This is a genomic window from Bradyrhizobium sp. AZCC 1578 (assembly GCF_036924675.1).
Lineage (GTDB): Bacteria > Pseudomonadota > Alphaproteobacteria > Rhizobiales > Xanthobacteraceae > Bradyrhizobium.
This window is the reverse complement of record NZ_JAZHRZ010000001.1, coordinates 6076936-6095798: the sequence shown is the minus strand read 5'-3', so window position 1 is coordinate 6095798 and position 18863 is coordinate 6076936. Positions and strand designations below refer to the sequence as shown.

Sequence of the window (18863 nt, the reverse complement as noted above, 5' to 3'; positions counted from 1 at the left end):
AGCACCAAATGGTTTCGCTGGACAACAAGTTCGCGGAAGGGCAGATCGAGAGCTGTCTTTCGAACCTGCTAAGCGAAGCGGGAGTGAGTCCTTCGGCCCCGCCGACCACCATGAAGACGTCTCGCCCCCCGCGGGCAACGAGTCATCGATCGGCGAGTCGGCGCTATGTGGTTTTCGTCGGCTCTCTGGTGGCAGCATCCATTGGTGGCGCTGCTTGGTGGTGGTCGTCCTCCGCTCATACAGCGATGATAGCCCCCTCGGACCCAGCACCTCTGACACAGGCCGCCCCAGGAGCCGTCGTGCCTAAAGACGCCGCGCCGACTGCCGTCGCCCTGTCTTCCGACTTGGCGCAGCAACTCCAACCGATGACGCGCGATCTCGCTGCCTTGAGGCAAGCGGTCGAACAGCTCAATGTGAGGCAAGAACAATTGGTCCGCGACAATGAAAATGTCGCGAGCCAACTCAAGGCTAGCCAGGAAGAAATGGCACGCAACAACAGTATCATCGAGCAGATCAAAGCGACCCAGATCCAGATGGCGCGCGAAAGCCAGACGCTCACCGAGCGGCTCAACGCAAGCGAGGAACAACTCGCCCGCGTCATCGCCAACGCTTCAGAGCCAAAGGTGATGCCTGAAGAGCCAAAGGTGAGCCCCGAAGAGCCAAGGGTAATGCCCAAGGTACCACTGCCGCGTCCGCGGCAGTCGGCCAATGTCGCCCAGGCGCAAAAGCCGTCGCCAACCCCGGCCCGGCCGCAAGCCAATAAACCGCAATCGCCATTGGCATGGCCGTGGTCAGTGCGCTAATGCCGTCTACCTTGCTTCCTGCGACGTGATGAGAGGTAGCGCTAGCATTGTAGCTCGTCGCATGACATCGGCATCTCCCATCGAGCGCGTGATTGCGCCGGCAGATGCAGAGCGAGTCGCGGCCGCTCGAAGGCAGAGGAGTGTCAATCTACCGGCTTGTGGTAGAGAGAGGCCCGGAGGCGCGACCTGGCAGGGGCTCGAGCACTGGCTCAGGCGAGGAGCCGTCGTACAATGGCCGTGCGCACGAGCCAGCGATTGTGCTTAATAACTGCGCCGGTCAGCGGGTCTACGGTTTCTTGAGTGGGACAGCCTCATCGAATTCCCGCTTGGGCTTCGACCAACCCCAGTAGCCGCCCTTCCCTGCCCGAACATGAGCGGCCCGGCGCGCTCGCGTCGATGCTATCCAGGACTGCCAGCGGGGGCGCGTAGAGCGAATAACGTGATCCCGACCGTCTTCCAATTAGGCGGCTCGGCGCGCGACGTTCCCGGACGACACACGCCGGGCTCCTCACCACTGAGGGTCATCCCCTAAAATGGCTAATTCAAGCTGGGTTCGATTCTTGGCAGAATTTGGCACTTGCCGCGAACAGAAGATCCTGCTGGGGGCGCCCTTTCCAGACATATGAACACAGACTGTCGCGAACGAGAAGGAATAGCGTGGTGGGGCCGGTGTTGTGTTGGCGTAATCGGCGTTGTGTGGGCGTAAGAGGTGCAACATGGAACAGCCATTTGAAGTGCGTATGCACAGCCTTCTCCAAATCTCGACCGATCTTCACAACCGCATGGCTGAAATTCAGAAACTCAGAGAGATGGTACGATCAGCGGAGGCCGCAGGGCCCGGCCAAGAGCCGACCCGTCCAGCAATCGTCGCGCCGGTGAGCTGTTCGCACTTCGCGAACTGATGCAGGATGCCCGGCTATTCCATTCCCTCAAGCTCGCGAACATCCCATAGCGAAACCGCCAGGATGATGAGCGATGGCGTCCACGCGAGCATGGCTCCAAATGCTATGGCTTGCAAAGTGGTCATGGATCGTTCCCCAAATTCCAACCCGCGACCATTGGAGTTGACAGCTCAAATCTTGACTTGTCGATGCCGATATTCAGGCATTTATGCGATCCGAACAGTTTTCCACCAGGCGCCACTCTCCTGCTAATGGTGTGCGATGCAGCGGGAACAGAAGATTACTCTCGGCGAGATGCGCGAGTCCGGCGTGTTCGGCGTCGTCCTGCAGTGACTACCATTGCAGCCACTTCACTCGCCTGCCCGCCGACCGCTGGCCTGATCATGTGCGGCTCTCTGATATCGAACCTCAGTTCGTCTGTCAGGTTTGCGGCAAGGGGCGCCGACGTCAGGCCAGACTTCCAGAGTGCCCGCAAGCAGGCCAAAGCAATAAGCGTGCTATGAAGGTTCCAGAATTAACCCCCGCAGCGAACATCAAGCTTAACGCTCGAGTTTCATTGCGGCCGATCAAAACAGGTCTAGCGTGGCCGCGGGTCGCGCAGAGATGGCGATAGCCCCGCTGCGCACTGCGCGATTAGGGGCCGCCCCGCGCCCTCGTGGCGGCCCCGCCCCCATTTTGAAAAAGTCTTTTCCGTGCCCTGGTCCGCCTCGTGTGAGGATCGATCCTATACCGCTTCCGAATGGCCGCCGGCTCCTCACCTTGCGGGATGCTGCCAGCTACATCATGGAGCTGCCGAAGGCCGAGCACTCGGCGCCGGAATGGCAAGCCGCCATGGAGGCGCTGATCCTCGTTGCAGAGAGAGGCGGCCCCACGATGTTGGCCCGGATCGGCGTCATGCGGGCGATGAACCGTCACGTCGAACGGGTCATTAATCCCGATCGCAAAAGTCACGATTGGGGCAAGCGTAAGCTGAAGAGGGATCAATGGCCGTTTTTCTCTACGTCAACACCAGCAAGCAGGTCGGCGACCTTGAGCACATCAAGGTGTTCGCCAATGTGGATGCCGCGGAAAAAATGGTTTGAGGAAAACGACCCCGAGGGCGTCGCGTTTGCGTATGAGGTTCTGGAATGAACCGCATTGGCCGCAGCCAATGGGGGCTTTCTAATTGAGCCACTAACCGGGAACAAAGCCCGGTCGGGAAAATTAAGCAGTTTGCTATGAAGGAAACTTTACGGCCCCAGCGCGCGCGGCGCCGGGGTCGTTTTTTGGGGTGGCGGCGCGCCTCTATCTATTGCCCCGGGGTGCACATTCACCCTCATCGGCCCCAGCGTTTCTTCCCCGAGGCGCTGGGGCCGTTTCACTCCGAAAACGAAAAGCCCGGCAACCGGCCGGGCGATCCGCAATATCCGTGATCTTACTTCGGTGGTTGTTGCCCGGCTGGTGGCGTCGTTGGCGCCGGTGTCTCACCCCCGAACCAGCCGCCAGTCCAACCTATCAGCCCAAGAACAACGATAACGGCCGCGACAACACCGGCAATGATCCGATTGTCCATGTCCCGTTGCCTCCATGTTTGCTGGCTGCATCCACGATAACGCATCATGCAGAAGTCGTTCCGAGTAAGGCGTGCAAGGTTTTAACTGACTTGACGGCTTGCGCTTGGCGCGGCTGCCGTGATCAGCTCGATCGGAAGATAAGGCCGGCCAACGTGAACCGGCGGGAGCTTGGATCCGAGCAGAGCAAAGGAACGATATTCCCGGCGCCAATGTTAAGCCGTGCACTTAAGACAACGAGGAGCCGCCATGATGATCCGCTTTGCTTGCTTTGGGGCCTTCTGGGTCCCAGTCATCTTGAATTGCCCACACGTGCACGACCTTGCCACCTGGTAGTTTAGCACTGCCAAGCGGAATGGCTTGGCCGGCCGGACAATGCCCGGTCTCTTCTTCGAACTCACGCTGCGCAGCCGAACGCGTGGACTCGCCAGGTGCGATCAGGCCTTTCGGAATGGTCCAGGCACCCTGATCCTTACGGCTCCAAAACGGACCGCCCGGGTGCCCGAGCAAGACTTGAACGTCCTTGTCCTTTTGGCGGAACAGCAAGAGGCCTGCACTGTGTATTTTGGAAGAGGCACGGACAGCCATCGACGCAAACCGTGGGAAACTGGAACATTCGCATTCGCTAGGGTCAACTCCCGACCAGGCGCGATTTCCCGTCTATAAAAAGCCCACTTGGTGAACCGACCAATCATGGGTTGAGGCCTGCGCGCGCCCTCCAAGCAGCATCATGACTCACCCCGTAAGGTGGGCCGGTGACAATGCGGGAACCCTCTGCTCCACGACACGCACCTTGAACCGTACTTGAACGGATACACCGGCGGAGTCTGGCGTGCAGAGGCGTTGATGGTACAATCGCATCAAGCGGAGGCCTGTGACGTAACCATGCCGATTGATCCCATCGAACTTTCACGCGAACTCATTGCCTTCAATACAATCAACCCGCCAGGTAATGAGCTAAGTTGCATTCGTCACTTGGAAAGAATCCTTGCTGGCGCTGGATTGGAAACCTCGCTCCATACCTTCGCTCCAGACCGCGCAAATTTGATCGCAAGAATTGGCGGGGTCGGCAGCAAGCCTCCGCTGTGCTTCACCGGTCATGTCGATACGGTTCCGCTTGGAAATGCGCCATGGACCGTCGATGCGTTTGCCGGCGAGATCATTGACGGGAAGATGTATGGCCGCGGCTCGACGGATATGAAATGCGGCGTAGCAGCTTTCGTCGCGGCCATCGGTAACATGACCGAGCAGTTAGAAGGCACCAGCGGCGCGCTTCTCGTTATCACCGCGGGAGAAGAAATCGGCTGCGAGGGCGCATTCCATCTCGCGCGCGCTGGTAATCTCGGACGTGCGGGCGCAATCGTCGTGGCGGAGCCCACCTCAAATGCAGCCCTGGTCGGACACAAGGGCGCGCTCTGGCTCCGATTGATCCTCAAGGGCATCACCGCCCATGGATCGATGCCTCATCTCGGCGTCAACGCCGCCTACAAAGCCGCGCGCGTGCTCACGGCTCTGGAAACTTTTCAGTTCAACGTAGCGCCACATCCTTATCTGGGATCGCCGACGCTCAATGTCGGCACCGTTCACGCCGGCCTCAATGTCAATTCTGTGCCCGATCGCGCGGAAATCGGTATCGATATCCGTAGCATTCCAGGACTGGATCACTCACGCATTCAGGAGCATTTGAAGGCGGAGCTTGGAGACGACATTTCGCTGGAGCCCACGGTCGACGTCGGCGCTGTCTGGACCGATCCGTCCTCGCCTTGGATAGAGGACGTGTACGAGATCGTCCGTGGTGTCACTGGTGAAGACGCCGGCTCCGAACCCCGAACGGCGCCCTATTTTACGGACGCTTCAGCCTTGACCCCCGCCTTCGGCAATCCTCCGACCGTCATCTTAGGCCCAGGCGAAGCAGCGAAGGCTCATCAAACAGATGAATATTGTTCGGTTCAACGCATTCGCGACGCGGCGGATATCTACTCGCGGCTTGCTGCACGATGGTCCGGAAGGTCCGACTAGGCAGAGAGCCGCCGCGGACACTTCCAATTTTCCGCCCATTAATGGACTGAAAGGCTCGGCAAATATTCTAGGACCTTCGTTTACAATTCTGCGAGGGGCTTACGACAAACGAAGCGATGTTTCGCGGTACGATGCAACGATCCTAGACGGAACGGGCTCCCGATCAAAGACGTCCCGCCTCACGCGTCCCGGAGTCGGCTTTATTTCCGGCGCGCGGTACCGCAAATTGTCTCTTACTCACACTTGCCGCAATACGCAAATCAGATGTTATGACATAAGCCGGCCAATGGCCGAGACGACGACTGAGACTGCGCCTGGTTTTGCCTCAACAGCAGACATCGCACTGCGTGATAGCCACTTCCAGTTTGGCCACAAGGCGACATTCAGACGGCCTAACCAGGTTCGCTTTTTCCCTAGAAGCAGACATCACGGTTGCCATAGCCCGCGTCCTCCAAGAGTCGATGCAGATATTCAGGCTGACCTTATCGGTCGCAAGCAACGAACGGCCGCTTTGCGCCGGAACCAGACGTTCGGTCAGCGGCGCTTTTGACCCCACACCGGACATCGACGACCAAGTCGGCAACCGGCACCTGCTGGTCTCCGGAACTTTGGGGTGATTCCGGGAGTTATGAACTGGCACGCCGAGGAACGGGAGCGAACTGCGCGGGATGCGCATGAGGTTTTCGCGCAGGCCTGCGCGGTAGTCGGCATCCCGATGCTATCGGCGAGCGACGAGCCCGGCAGCCCGCTCGCAGCATCCTGGCGCGAAGCCGAGGGATCGTATGTGGAAATCGCGGTGCAACGGGCCGCTGCCTTCGACCTAATGGTCGCCGCAAGCGCCACCGTGATGGAATCGCTCATGGCAATTGCCGAGCAATCGCTGCTGCAGACCCGTCGTCCCGTGCTGTTGGCGCCGGCTCGCCCGCAGAGTGATCTGACCGACAGCGTGATGATCGCCTGGGACGAGAGCCCGGAATGCTGGCACGCGGTCTCGGCTGCCATACCGTTCATGCAACTCGCCAAATCAGTGCAGGTCATAAGCGTTGATCGGGACGCCAGCAATCGCCAAGCCTCGCAGGCGGAGGTGCTTGCCTATTTGCGCTGTCATGGCATCGGTGCGACCGGGCAGGTGGTTGCACCGGAATTGCGCTCGGTGGGCGATACGCTCCTCGCGGCGGGGGCAGAGCATGAAGCCGGCCTGCTGATCATAGGCGCCTATTCCCATAGCCGCCTGCGCGAGATGCTTCTGGGCGGGGCCACGCGCCACATCCTTAAGAACGCTTCGGCGCGCCCCGTTCTCTTGGCGCATTAGCCCTCGTCAGAGCGCAATCCCAGCTCAGGTTGCCGCCGACGCCAACGCTATGGCCTCACTCGCCGACGGCGGGTTGGGGAGCCGTGCGATTAACGCACCGATGCTGCCAAACGCATCACCCTCCTCCCCAGCGAATTGGGTCTCCCGAGTTCGGCACTTATGGCAGATCGTGGTCGGGTTGATTTGATCGGATGTCGGTTTGTGGCACTTTTCGGACCTGACAGGCTTGGCTTATGTCCGTTGTTGAGAGCAAAGCCGACCTCCTTGTTGAGCATTCGGACTTCAGAGTTTGACCCTGGCTGTGTGAAAACGCCGTGCCGCTGTTATGATTCTCCCGTGATTCTAGGGGGATCGATGAGGCGCTTCGTTGAGGAGGCCGATCGTGGGCAATGGACGCTACTGCCCGAGTGCCTCGATGATTTCATTGACGAGGGCAACCCCGTCCGCGTCATCGACGTGTTTGTCGATGCGCTCGATTTGGCGGAGATGAGCTTTGAAGGAGTGGAGCCGGCGGCGACTGGTCGGCCCTCGTACCATCCCTCGGTTCTGCTTAAGCTTTACATTTACGGCTACCTAAACCGGGTGCAGTCGAGCCGCCGGCTCGAACGAGAAGCCGGACGCAATGTCGAGGTGATGTGGCTGCTGGGCCGGCTCGCTCCCGATCACAAGACGATCGCGGACTTCCGGAAGGATAACGGCTTGGCGCTGCGCAAGGTCTGTGCGCGCTTCGTCGAACTTTGCCGCGAAATGGGGCTTCTTGCGACGGCGAGCGTCGCCATCGATGGCAGCAAGTTCAAGGCCGTGAACAACCGGGACAGGAACTTCACAAAGGCGAAGGTGCAACGGCGGCGTGCCCAGCTGGAGGAGAGCGTCGCGCGCTATCTGAGCCAACTTGATACCGCCGATCGACAGGAGCCGAGCGAGGCGCTGGCCGCAAAGGTAACAAGGCTCACCGAGAAGCTGACGAAGCTGAAGGAGGAAATGGGCAAGCTTGCGGTTTACGAGAAGCAGATGCTGGATTCGCCAGACCAGCAAATCTCCCTGACCGATCCGGACAGTCGCTCGATGGCGACGAGCGGCCGCGGTTCCGGCGTCGTCGGCTACAACGTGCAGGTCGCCGTGGATACCAAGCACCACCTGATTGTGACGCATGAGGTAACGAACAACGGTTCAGATCGGGCACAACTTGCCAATATGGGCAAGCAGGCGAAGGCTGTTCTACAAACCGAGACGCTCGAGGCCGTTGCCGATCGCGGCTACTTCAGCAGCGCGGAGATCCTCGCCTGCCACGAGGCCGGCATCACAGTAACTCTGCCCAAGCCGCAGACGTCTGGCGCCAAATCGGATGGACGCTTCGGCAAGCAGGACTTTGTCTATTTGCCGGAGGAGGACGCCTATCGCTGTCCGGCTGGAGAGCAACTGCCATATCGTTTTACGAGCGAGGAAGATGGCAAGCGGATAAGGCGTTACTGGACCAGCGCCTGCCAAAATTGTTCGCTCAAGTCTCAGTGCACGACAGGGCCAGAACGGCGGATTCCACGATGGGAGCATGAGGCCCTGCTCGATGCCGTGCAGCAGCGCCTTGATGCGAACCCGCTCGCCATGCGCCAGCGTCGCGAGACGGTCGAGCATCCGTTCGGCACGATGAAGGCCCGCATGGGGGCGACACACTTCCTCACCAAAACGCTTCCAAAAGTAGCCGCCGAGATGGCTCTCTCGGTCCTGGCCTATAATCTGACACGGGTCATGAACATCGTTGGAGCCAAGCCGCTGATGGCTGCGATCGCAGCCTGAGACTGAACCGATCCTGGCCTCTCATCGACTTCCTGGAAGGGCGTTTTTACACGGCCAAGGCCCAATGCGGAATGCCGGCGGATGTAGCGCGTGACACCGTCATCCGTTGAAGCGGATTGACCGAGGAGCCTCCTCATCCGCAATTTGACAGCATCTCCTAGAGTGTGGTCTCGACCGAGTGCGGCGAAATCCCAAGTTCACCAAATCCGGGCATCTTCGGCGAAGACAGGGTGTCGATCTGCATCAGTTCCAGTTGATTGCGCCTGAGGAGCGGACTCGGCAACATTTCGGACGCCCACGCAAGTGCATGCCAAACGGCAAGCGGGATTTGAATCGGTCGGGGCGCAAGTCCAGCCTGGTGCGCAACGGCTCTGAGAAACTCCTCGTAAGTGTAGACGCGAGGGCCGCCGAACTCGAAGTCGTTGAAGGCGTCTCTGCTCGCTGCATGACCCGAGCAATCGCCTCCGCCACTTCTTCCACATAGGCCGGCAGCAATCTGGTCACGCCGCGGCCGAACATCGGATAGACTGGAAGGTGGCGGAGGAGCTTGAGGATGGTCGTGAGAAACGCGTCATCCGGTCCGAACATCACGGCCGGGCGGATGAAAAGTGTCTCGACGAACGCGGCCCGGACCGTCAGTTCGCCTTCGCCGCGCTTTCGGATGTACCGTGATTGCGAAACGGCATCGGCGCCGATTCCTGAGATGTGAATGAGCCGATCGACTCCGGTACGGTGCGCTTGAGCCGCTACCCGTTGGGCAGAATCGATGTGAACGGATGACAAGTCCCCTGTCCGTGCTCGACGTAAAGCCTTACCGCATCTACAACGCCGCAGGCGCCGGCAAGCGCATCCGCGACTGATCGCTCGTCGTGAATGTTGGCCCCTACGGATTGAAGTTGCGGATCATCACGACTAAACAGCCTGTGCCCCTGATCCGGATGCATTGACGCGATCCGAACGGGAAATCCGCGAGAGCGCAGATGCCGAACGATGCGGCGGCCGAGAAAGCCGGTTCCGCCGAACACGGTGACGGTGCGACCGTTCGTTGCCATCCTTTGATTTTCTCGGTGCTCAGAGAGACCGTAGCATAGCCCCAGCCGAAGCTGATGTCAGGGTGACGGCCCTTCTGTCTCAGCAAGCCCCCCAACTTCCTGAACAAAGTCGCTATTAATTCTTTGCAGGCGAGCTCGGAAGCACGGCTGCCATACCTTCCGGATTGATGTTGAAGGCCAGGAATATCAACGGCTCGTTGCCTGGGTTTCCCCATTGGTGCACGAGGGCGTACGGTTCATAGATCAAGGAACCCGGTCCCCTTGCTTCCGTCTTGCCATCGACCGTGTTGGCCCCGGTGCCAGAGACGATAAAGTATAGCGCCGCGCCCGACCGATGGTGTGGCGGGTTGGAGGGCATCCCCGCCGGAAATATGACTCGCGTGAGATTGAGATCATAACTACCTGGCTTCAGGTCGGGAATTGGGTTCGCTGAGCGATATAATTCTGTCACGGCCGCAGGTGCCGCTTCGGCAGGCCGATCCAGGTCTGCGGCGGCAGCGAGCAAGAAGTGGAGGAAAGTAGATGGCCCGTTGGCGCCTGCCCTTAGCGCCGCGATCTTTCCGCGGGCGATAAACACCCCCTCACCGGGGTTGAGCCTTTTGGCCCCACCATCGAGCGCGACCTGGGTCGTACCTGACATCTGGTAGAGGATGCCGTCGGCCGCCGAGATGGCGCTCATCGCGTCCGGTTGAAGGGTGACGCTCATCGCTTTGAAATAGAGCGGCACGTCCGTGACGGTCGCCAGTTTGGTTGCGGCGACCACCGTTCGTGTAATTGCCGGTTGAGCAGGGGTGGTTTGTGCGGTCCCGGAGGCGGGAAGCGCCAATGCGCCGAGCAACATTAGTCCGATTGTCCTGAACTGCATGATTGCCTCCCAGGGTCAGCGGAAAATCGGAGCACCATACGCCCTCCCGGCGCCTCTTGGAATGGCGGTTCGCTTTGGGCTGCTATTGGACGGAATCCGGGTGCAAAGGCCGAGCGAAACTGAGTTCGTGGCCGTCGGGGTCGACGAGGTGGAAGAAGCGCTCACTCCATTCGGCGTCGCGGGGCACGGTAGCTGGCTGCAATCCCGTACGAGCGCACGGTCGTAAAGTGCGTCAACATCGGCGACGTAGAAGATTACCCGCCCCACCAGGACCAGCGCCGCTCGGTAGGTTGGGCGATGAGGTTGAGATAGCTCGTCCCGCTCGAAAGCTTGTGAATGATGACTCCTCGCCGCCATGCAGGACCTCGAACCCTAGCGCGCGGTAGAACCGGACAGCTCGTCGCATTTCGCGGGTGCACAGTGTGACTGCGCTGATCCCTCGATCATGGACAGAACTCTCCTGTTTTTTCCTGCGCCGTTTGTAGTCGATACTTTTCCCTGCGAAAGCAGGGATCCCGCTGAACGGCGAGCCGGTGCGAGGCGGCCGCGTCCGCTTTCCCGATTTTTGAGCCTGCCGTGTGTGGTAAGCTAGAGCGTGGATAAATCACTCAAAGTCGCACCCGCGAAAGGAGCAGAGTATGAAGAGCGATAAAGACGTTATCGAATACCTCAACAAAGCGCTGCGCCACGAACTCACCGCGGTGAACCAGTACTGGCTGCATTACCGTCTGCTCGACAATTGGGGCTACAAAGAGCTCGCCAAGACATGGCGCAAGGAATCCATTGAAGAGATGCAGCATTCTGACAAGCTCATCGAACGCATCATCTTCCTCGATGGATTTCCCAATATGCAGACGCTGGAGTCCCTTCATATCGGGAAAACCGTGAAGGCTGTGCTCGATAGCGACTTGAAGGCCGAGTTGTCAGCGCACTCCCTCTACGCTGAAGCCGCGACGCATTGCCATTCGGTCAAAGATTACGGGACACGAAGCCTGTTTGAGACCCTGATGCACGATGAGGAAGAGCACATCGACTTTCTGGAAACCCAGGTCGATCTCGTCACGAAAATCGGCCCCGAGCTCTATGCCCAACATCATATCGGAGAACTTGGCGAAGACTGAGGTGTTGAGGTCGATACGTGCGAGCAGCCAAGCCAGACTCGGCCAACTATCGATAGCTCTCGCGAGCCAGAGCCAGATGAGGAATGTCCGTTGTTGGCCCATCCGCGAAGTGGCGGCGCGCCTGATTGACGTCCGCTTAGTGGGGCATGGCCGACTAGATTTGCTCACGTTGAGTTCTTCGCATTTTGACCCGGAACGGACCTCGTGATTCAATTTAGTGCACCCTTGGCCGTTGGCTCAACTGTTTGAAGCCGGGCGGGCAGGCAGCCTACCCAGGGCATCAGGCGCGGAGAGTCGGCCTGCTCTTGCACAAGGACACTGGAATCTGCCGAGCGGGCAAGCTAGTCGCAATTAGCTAGTCCCGAAATGACGGATCCAACCGCTCCAACTTGCGAAGCAGTGCTGGCCAGGCGAGTGCGCCGGGGCCGACCCCCCGAGTGACCTTATTCCGAGCCATTTGAATGCCGTCGAGAATGGGTTTGGGGATGGGGATCAGCTCGCTGCCACCGGATTGCGCGCGGACCTGAATCATGCAGCTCGCTTCAAAAGTGTACATGAATGCGAATGCGTCGGCGATCGAGGCGGCCGCGGTGAGCAGGCCGTGATTGCGCAGCATTAGGAAGTTCTTGTCGCCGAGATCGCGCACGAGGCGCGGTTTTTCATCCTCGTTGAGCGCGAGGCCCTCGTAGTCGTGATAGGAGAGTGAAGAAAGGACGAACATCGACTGTTGCGAGATCGGCAGCAGGCCGTTCTTCTGCGCGGATACCGCGACGCCATTGGGCGTATGAGTGTGCATCACGCATAATGCGTCCTGGCGCGCAGCGTGCACTGCGCTGTGAATGGTAAAGCCGGCGGGATTGATGTCATATTCCGAGGGCATCACCTTGCGGCCCTCAAGATCAATTTTCACGAGCGAAGACGCGGTGATCTCCTCGAACATCCACCCGTATGGATTGATGAGGAAATGGTGCTCGGGTCCCGGCACGCGAGCGGAGATGTGGGTAAAGACGAGATCATCCCACCCGTATAGCGCGACGAGGCGGTAGGCTGCAGCGAGGTTGACGCGCGCATCCCATTCATCCTTGCTGACTTGATCGCGGACGTTGAGGGAGCTCTTGGAGTTAGCGACGCTCATGGCACTCTCCTTCATGCGGAAGTTGCAGGTACACTTTAGCACGGCTTGGAACGCAAAAAATCAGGCAATCTCACGGGTGTGACCTCGTTGAATGTCGAACTCGGATCGAAGCGGCTGGAGTTGCTGACGGCGAAAGTCGAGCTGATAAACCTCAAGACCGCTAAGGCGCTCGGCATTACCGTGCCGCAGGCACTCCTTGCCCGCACGAGGTAATCGAATGAATGACGAGATGTCCGTTCAAGGCCCTTAGCGGATGTCGAACCAGCGCTCTGCTAGGTCTGCTACTGTGGGTAAAACGGACATGGGCAGAGTTTGCCGGCTAACCGACCACTTCCAATTAGCCTGCCTCAATCTAACCATGGCCTGAAATGGCGCGCCGCCTGAGGCCCGACTACAATGGACCTATCATGCCATTCATGCTTTTGTTTGGAACGGCCTCCCAACCGGAGAGACTAGAATTTGGATCCTACTTCGAACGTTGCGACCGGAACATCTCTGCAAGACCTGATCGAGCGAATTGGCTCAGAACATGTTGAGCGGCGACTGAAAATCGAAGTCGAGCATGAGGCCCAGCTGTTTGGACAGGGACTGATCTTCTTTAATCTTGAAAACTGGTACGCAGCGCCGTGGATTGTCAGAACTGCGCTGAAGCTGACTGGACTTTATGGCCGTGCGCGTCGAAACGCTGACCACGTCGTTGTCAAACAACATAGCGTGGCTTTCGCCAATCTTCCCCCGGCATTTGACAATTTCACTATCCTTCACATCAGCGATCTGCATGCCGACATAAGTGTAGGCGCGATGCGGCATCTGGTTAGCGTGGTCGGCGGCCTTCAATACGACATTTGCGTCTTAACCGGCGACTATCGCGGCAAGACATATGGTCCATTCGAAAAAAGTCTAGAAATCATCGATGAACTGCAGGCCCAATTGAAGGGGCCAGTTTATGGGGTGCTTGGTAACCACGACAGCATCCGTATGGCCCCTTCAATGGACGCCATGGGAATCTGCATGCTGTTCAACGAGTGCGAACCGATTGTTCGTGATGGACAACGTATTTTCCTGGCCGGCGTTGACGATCCGCATTTCTATCGGGCAGACGACATTGAGAAAGCCGCGTTGCAAATTCCTTCAGATGCCTTTTCGATTTTGTTGGCGCACACGCCGGAAGTTTACGATCGAGCGATGAGCGCCAGATTCGATCTCATGTTATGCGGACACACCCACGGAGGCCAGCTTTGCCTACCCGGTGGAATTCCGATCAAGCTGGAGGCAGCATTACCTAGATTCATGGGCGCTGGACCATGGCACCATGGCGCCATGGTCGGATATACCTCGGTGGGCGCTGGCACGAGCCTTCTGCCGGTCCGCTTAAACTGCCCGCCGGAGATAACTCTGCATACCTTGCGCTATGGGCAGCAGCTCTAGCTCACGAGCAAGTCCGTTGCCGAAAAAACGAAACGCGGTATCAAAATATCCCGTCGCGGTATCCAAGGAATGACCGCTTTGCGCCAATAGCGGCGGCGCGCGCGCCATCATGCTGGATTGACCGAGCGCTTGGTGGCTCAGTCGATACGCGGAATCAGTCGAAAAGCGGCGCCAGCGGACTCGTCGAGGCTTGAAGGTTCCTCGACGAGTCCGCAACCGCCGCCGCTGCATTGCCCCCACACACGCGAAGCCTACCCTTCATTCCGGTTGCGTATGTACGATACTGACCACAAAGGAACGGAATCCGCGTCGATGTGGCATTGCGGTTACGCCTCCTCTCCGGTCCCTTTGAAGAACGGATGCCGCAACGCCCTCCGCCCACTGAGCCCGAAGTTCAATTTCGGCAAGCAACTGCGGCTCAACCGCAAATGCCGCGATGAGCTATTTGCGATGGAGCAAATCAAAGACAACCAGCACGATCTTGGTAGGTCGCCCTTTCAGCTCGTTTTGCAGATTTGAAAAATCTGTCGTCCTATCTTTAGCGGGCACACGGCTTCGCCATCGATGTTTGCAGAACCCGCCGCTACATGCCACGCATCGAAAGCACCGCGTGTACGACTTCTTCCCTTTTGGCGGCTCTGAAAGCCCGAACGGGCCGATCAATTCTCGACCGCGAAATGCAATGCTTGGGTCACTACTGTGTCTGGAAGCGCGGTCGGTGTCGGATACTTGATTTCACCCATTTGCAGATGCGTCGTTTTTACCACCCACCGGTCGAAGCCCCTAAACCAATCGAACGCCCCCCGGGTATCGGCTAATTTACGTCACGACCTAGCTCAGGCCGTTCTTCCGCGTTATTACGTATCGTCTTTGTTGTGACCATATCGTCGTAATTGTTCGCAAGACGCAAAAGCCGTTGCTTAATCAACGGGTCCGCCTCATCCGCAATATCCCGCAGGACGCGCGCTCTATCCCTATAAAATCGGTCATCCATGCTGGAATGTCCCCTCGAAACGCGAGGTTACATGCCCGTTTTTTCCGGCCGAAACAGTAATCTAGTTCACACATTTGAATTTCACGTGGCGAAGTCGCATTCACATTCTCGCAATGTAGTCTTGTTCATTATCGCCAACGTAGACGGTCATGATAGAAGCCCGGCTCCGCCCCCCGTACGATTCGGAGAAAGAATGGCAAAAGCTAAGAAAGTAGTTCGCCGCGCGTGGACAAAGGACGATGTTCGAACAATGAAGACCATGGCAAAGGCAAAGTCAGGCGTCGCCAAGATCGCAAAAGCGTTGAAGCGGACTCCCAGTGCGACGACTGTCATGGCAGCAAAGCTTGGGATATCCCTATCGATGCGCGACTAAGAACTTGCCCGCTTTCAAAAACTATTTTCTGACCCAACATCCTGCCCCGATAGCGCTTCACGTTGGCGCAGGATGTATTACGGTGTTGGGACCTCGGGTGGATGATCCCCCTCGTCTGGGCTCAATCCCTTCTGCCGGTAAGCAGACCAAGCCCAAAAGATAGCGCACACGAGTACAATCGCGCTTCCTGCGACCACTAAGATGGCACCCGAGATAGCCATTGCGGTCTCCCTTTGGTTTCTATCGTAGCTTCATCGTCTGAGCGCGCAACAGTGAGCCAACGTCCGTCATGGCAACTAGCTGACTTCACGGTTTTGGCGAATGTCCGCTTTGCGCCAATACCGGTCGTTCAGTATACGATAAGCGCAAGAAAAATAGACCGAAGAACGTCTAACTTCCTAGCCAATGTTTGATGGCTTGGCGCAGTCGATACGCGCAATTAGTCGAAGAGCGGCGCGAGCGGACTCGTTCGAGGCTTGGAGGCTCCTCGACGAGTCCGCAACCGCCGCTGCATTGCCCTACACACGCGAAGCCTACCCTTCATTCCAGTTGCGTCTGTACGATACTGACCACATAGAACGGAATCCGCGTCGGTGCGGCATTGCGGTTACGCCTCGATAGTCTTGATCGCGCACGCCTTCTGCTGCCGCCGCGGCCGTTCGCGCCGAGTCGTTCAATTCGGAACTCAAGGGAACTTCCACGATGCGCGCCGATTAATATTCAGGAACAAATGGAGTGATCAGTGCTCGCGCGAGATCGCTCAGCGCCGGGTACGGAACGTTCGACAGATGTCGATGCGTTCAAGCTCGCGTCTCTTACCCAAAGGGAGCAGTTCTATTCAAATGTCCTGAGGGATCTCCTCGAATCGGATCTTCCGTTCATGATCGGAGGCGGGTACGCCGTAAATCTTTATACCCACGCACGGCGCCCGACAAAGGACTTGGACATTTTTACAACTGCCGCGGAATTCCCCCGCCTGCTCTCTCACCTGCAGCGGAACAATCGGGTATCGGCGGATGAGAGTTGGCTGGGAAAAGTTCACCGCGGCCGCGATTTCGTTGACGTCATCTTTGGTTCCAGCAATGGCGCCGTGCCGGTTCAGGAAGAGTGGTTTCAGTATGCAGCACAGGCTCAAGTGCTCGGGCATTGCGTGCCTGTGATCAACCCCACCGAGCTGATCTGGTCCAAGGCGTTCATCCAGAAGCGGAACCGTCATGATGGCGTCGATATCGTCCATCTCATTCTTAAGCAGCGAGAGGCAATCGATTGGCAGCGCCTGATCATGTACATGAACCCACATTGGGAGATACTGCTTTGTCATCTACTCACGTATCGTTGGATCTATCCGAGCGAGCGAGATGCCATTCCGGATTGGCTGCTTGACGATCTTCTTGAACGATTGAGTCGGCAGCGGGAAGATCCGCCACCGGCGACGAAACTCTGCCGCGGTCGGTTGCTTTCCGGCTCCGATTACCGAAGTGCGACCGAGAAATGGGGCTTCCTGAACGTCGAAGACGAGTGCGGCAATGAACGATGATGCAAGTTCATTCACATTTGCAAGCATCGGAGATCTTCATGTGAAGGATGGGCAGTCGGGCTCGCTTCGTGAATTGTTTCAAGCAATCTCGAAGAGTGCCGGTGCCCTGGTCCTTTGCGGCGACCTCACCGATACCGGAACTCCGGCACAGGCGGAAATCCTCGCTAAAGAGCTGCGTGCCTGCTCTATCCCAGTAATCGGCGTCCTTGGGAATCACGATTACGAGTCGGGACATGCCGACGAGGTGAAACGAATCCTTTGTGACGCGGGCGTACACCTGCTCGATGGCCAGGCAGCCGAAGTTAATGGCGTGGCATTTATTGGTGTGAAAGGCTTTGCCGGCGGATTTGGTCCACGAATGCTGAGCTCTTTCGGCGAGCCGGCGATCAAGACGTTTGTTGCCGAAGCGATGAATGAAGCGATGCGGCTGGAGAACATCATGCGCACGGTGAACAGCCGGCGCGCCGTCGTGGTCCTTCACTATGCTCCGATTGTCGACACGGTAGAGGGTGAACCTCTCGAAATTTATCCCTTCCTCGGGTGCTCGCGCCTTGCAGAGACCATTGACCGCTTCAAAGTATGCGCCGTCGTGCATGGTCATGCGCATCGCGGGAAGTATGAGGGCCGCACGCCCGCCGGAGCGCGAGTGTACAACGTCGCCATGGGCGTGCAGAAGCCTTCAGGGTTGCCCTATGCGCTCATTTCCGTCTGACGGTAGGAGTTCACCTGAAAGCCCCTTGCATCGAGCGAGTCGTCTCTGGGCAGTCAGTCATCCAAGTCCACGCGTACTTTCGGATTCGCGCCAGGCCGAACAGGCCTTCGGTCGCAATCCGGAGAGTACTTTGCATCCCGCGAGGGTATTATGTACGACGTACCATCCAGCATTAAGGCACATTAGACGGTCCTTCGTGAATCTCACCTGAGGAAAAGCGCGATGAGCGACGCATTGCACCCATTGTTGAAAGTAGCACTGGAAGCGCATGGTGGGCACGACCGCTGGGTCAAGTTCAAGGGTATAGCATCGACCATCCTGACCGGCGGCAAGCTCTGGGAGCTGAAAGGCGCGCCTTTGATCCCGGTGCCGCGGCGCACGCGCGACGAGCGAATTCCACCGCCAGCGGACACAGGTTACCCCCTTTTGGCGAACCGGATTGGACGATGACCTGGACGCCCCTGCATGTGGAGATCACCGTCGGAGATGGCTCGATTATCGGCGCTCGCGACGATGGACGCGAGGCATTCGATCGCAGCTTCGACGGGAAATGGGATCCGCTGAACCTCGCCTACTTCAACGGCTATGCCATGTGGACCTACCATGCGACGCCGTTAGTGTTCGGCGAGCCGGGCTATGAAGCGCACGACGTTGCTCCGATCGAGAATGAGGGTGAGACGCTTCGTGGCGTAGCCGTGCGATTCCCGGAAGGCGTCCACAGCCACACAAGGGAACAGCGGTTCTACTTCGGCTCGGATGGGTTATTCCGCCGCCACGACTATACGGTTGATGTATGGGCGGACACGCCCGCCGCGCACTTCATATTCGACGATGTCGACGTCAACGGACTGAAATATCCCAGCCGTCGCAGCGTGTTCAGGATCCATCCGGACGGCACGCTCGACCGAGATTTCAACGCCGTCACGATCGAGCTGTCGAATTACGCGCTGTTCTGAGCGTCCGCGCTTTGCGGTCAAACTTCCGTGTTGCTCGGACTGACCTATCGCACTCGGACGTAGTAACCCCGGAATGCGCGCCGAAGTGACGCCGTCTCTCGTGGGGGTCGCTTTGCGTTGAGGAGCGCCCGAAATAAAAGGTGGAGCGTATGTAAATGATATCGAGCCGAAGACAGCGCTTGTGGTCGTCATGACATGGTCGTGTTATTGGGCTGAGAGAATGGCCGTCAGGGGCCGGACCTCTCGCGATTTCCGCTTTTCCGCCGCTCGTGGGAGCTAAGCAGACACCACTTAGAAATTGCAGAAGGGT

At 58.2% G+C, this 18863-nt stretch carries 17 protein-coding genes and 1 pseudogene; 13 read left to right on the top strand and 5 right to left on the bottom strand.

Translation table 11 applies throughout. The annotated features are described in order from the left end of the window. The first annotated feature begins 8 nt into the window (after positions 1-8). Both V1290_RS29270 and V1290_RS29265 read left to right on the top strand, forming a co-directional pair. Positions 9-803, top strand: coding sequence for a hypothetical protein (locus V1290_RS29270; RefSeq protein WP_334367585.1), 795 nt, complete (start codon positions 9-11; stop codon positions 801-803). A gap of 1685 nt (positions 804-2488) precedes the next feature. Then, positions 2489-2836 (top strand): hypothetical protein, encoded by a 348-nt coding sequence (locus tag V1290_RS29265; RefSeq protein ID WP_334367584.1) that lies wholly within the window; start codon positions 2489-2491, stop codon positions 2834-2836. 647 nt (positions 2837-3483) lie between these two features. Here the strand turns inward: V1290_RS29265 and V1290_RS29260 are convergent. Next, entirely contained in the window at positions 3484-3843 is a 360-nt protein-coding gene (locus tag V1290_RS29260; RefSeq protein WP_334367583.1) for an NUDIX domain-containing protein, read from the bottom strand. Positions 3844-4140: 297 nt separating this feature from the next. Between V1290_RS29260 and V1290_RS29255 the strand changes: the two genes are divergently transcribed. The 3 genes from V1290_RS29255 to V1290_RS29245 all read left to right on the top strand — a co-directional run bounded on the left by V1290_RS29255 (position 4141) and on the right by V1290_RS29245 (position 8380). Beyond that, positions 4141-5274: a M20 family metallopeptidase gene (locus V1290_RS29255; RefSeq protein WP_334367582.1), complete on the top strand. Its 1134-nt coding sequence runs from the start codon at positions 4141-4143 to the stop codon at positions 5272-5274. Positions 5275-5887: 613 nt separating this feature from the next. Beyond that, entirely contained in the window at positions 5888-6586 is a 699-nt protein-coding gene (locus V1290_RS29250; protein ID WP_334367581.1) for a universal stress protein, read from the top strand. Between the two features lie 354 nt (positions 6587-6940). Next, positions 6941-8380 (top strand): IS1182 family transposase, encoded by a 1440-nt coding sequence (locus tag V1290_RS29245; protein ID WP_334367580.1) that lies wholly within the window; start codon positions 6941-6943, stop codon positions 8378-8380. 746 nt (positions 8381-9126) lie between these two features. Here the strand turns inward: V1290_RS29245 and V1290_RS29240 are convergent. The 3 genes and pseudogenes from V1290_RS29240 to V1290_RS29230 form a co-directional block, all read right to left on the bottom strand. Continuing rightward, positions 9127-9432, bottom strand: a complete 306-nt coding sequence (locus V1290_RS29240; protein ID WP_334367579.1) for an SDR family oxidoreductase — start codon at positions 9430-9432, stop codon at positions 9127-9129. Between the two features lie 115 nt (positions 9433-9547). Further along, on the bottom strand, positions 9548-10297 hold the full coding sequence (locus tag V1290_RS29235) for a cupin domain-containing protein (RefSeq protein WP_334367578.1): 750 nt from the start codon (positions 10295-10297) through the stop codon (positions 9548-9550). Between the two features lie 82 nt (positions 10298-10379). Then, a pseudogene (locus tag V1290_RS29230) lies at positions 10380-10703 on the bottom strand (VOC family protein). Between the two features lie 232 nt (positions 10704-10935). On the opposite strand from V1290_RS29230, the gene bfr reads away from it, so the two are divergent. Next, the gene (gene bfr, locus V1290_RS29225) at positions 10936-11418 is read left to right on the top strand and encodes a bacterioferritin (RefSeq protein ID WP_334362650.1); all 483 of its coding nucleotides are present in this window, start codon (positions 10936-10938) and stop codon (positions 11416-11418) included. Positions 11419-11773: 355 nt separating this feature from the next. Here the strand turns inward: bfr and V1290_RS29220 are convergent, their stop codons facing one another. After that, positions 11774-12553 carry a class II aldolase/adducin family protein gene (locus V1290_RS29220; protein WP_442895081.1) on the bottom strand — a complete coding sequence of 260 codons (780 nt, stop codon included), beginning with the start codon at positions 12551-12553 and terminating at the stop codon, positions 11774-11776. 87 nt (positions 12554-12640) lie between these two features. On the opposite strand from V1290_RS29220, the gene V1290_RS29215 reads away from it, so the two are divergent. The 7 genes from V1290_RS29215 (at position 12641) to V1290_RS29180 (ending at position 18553) form a co-directional block, all read left to right on the top strand. Beyond that, a complete protein-coding gene (locus V1290_RS29215) occupies positions 12641-12766 on the top strand; it encodes a hypothetical protein (RefSeq protein ID WP_334367576.1) in 126 nt (41 codons plus the stop codon). Between the two features lie 246 nt (positions 12767-13012). Then, positions 13013-13981 (top strand): metallophosphoesterase, encoded by a 969-nt coding sequence (locus V1290_RS29210; RefSeq protein ID WP_334367575.1) that lies wholly within the window; start codon positions 13013-13015, stop codon positions 13979-13981. Positions 13982-15168: 1187 nt separating this feature from the next. Then, entirely contained in the window at positions 15169-15348 is a 180-nt protein-coding gene (locus tag V1290_RS29200; protein ID WP_334367205.1) for a hypothetical protein, read from the top strand. A gap of 742 nt (positions 15349-16090) precedes the next feature. Next, positions 16091-16885, top strand: a complete 795-nt coding sequence (locus V1290_RS29195) for a hypothetical protein (RefSeq protein WP_334367574.1) — start codon at positions 16091-16093, stop codon at positions 16883-16885. Continuing rightward, entirely contained in the window at positions 16875-17597 is a 723-nt protein-coding gene (locus V1290_RS29190; protein ID WP_334367011.1) for a metallophosphoesterase family protein, read from the top strand. Before V1290_RS29195 ends, V1290_RS29190 begins: the two co-directional genes overlap by 11 nt. A gap of 222 nt (positions 17598-17819) precedes the next feature. Further along, positions 17820-18047, top strand: a complete 228-nt coding sequence (locus V1290_RS29185; RefSeq protein ID WP_334367010.1) for a hypothetical protein — start codon at positions 17820-17822, stop codon at positions 18045-18047. Between the two features lie 17 nt (positions 18048-18064). Beyond that, entirely contained in the window at positions 18065-18553 is a 489-nt protein-coding gene (locus V1290_RS29180; RefSeq protein ID WP_334367009.1) for a hypothetical protein, read from the top strand. Positions 18554-18863 lie beyond the last annotated feature (310 nt).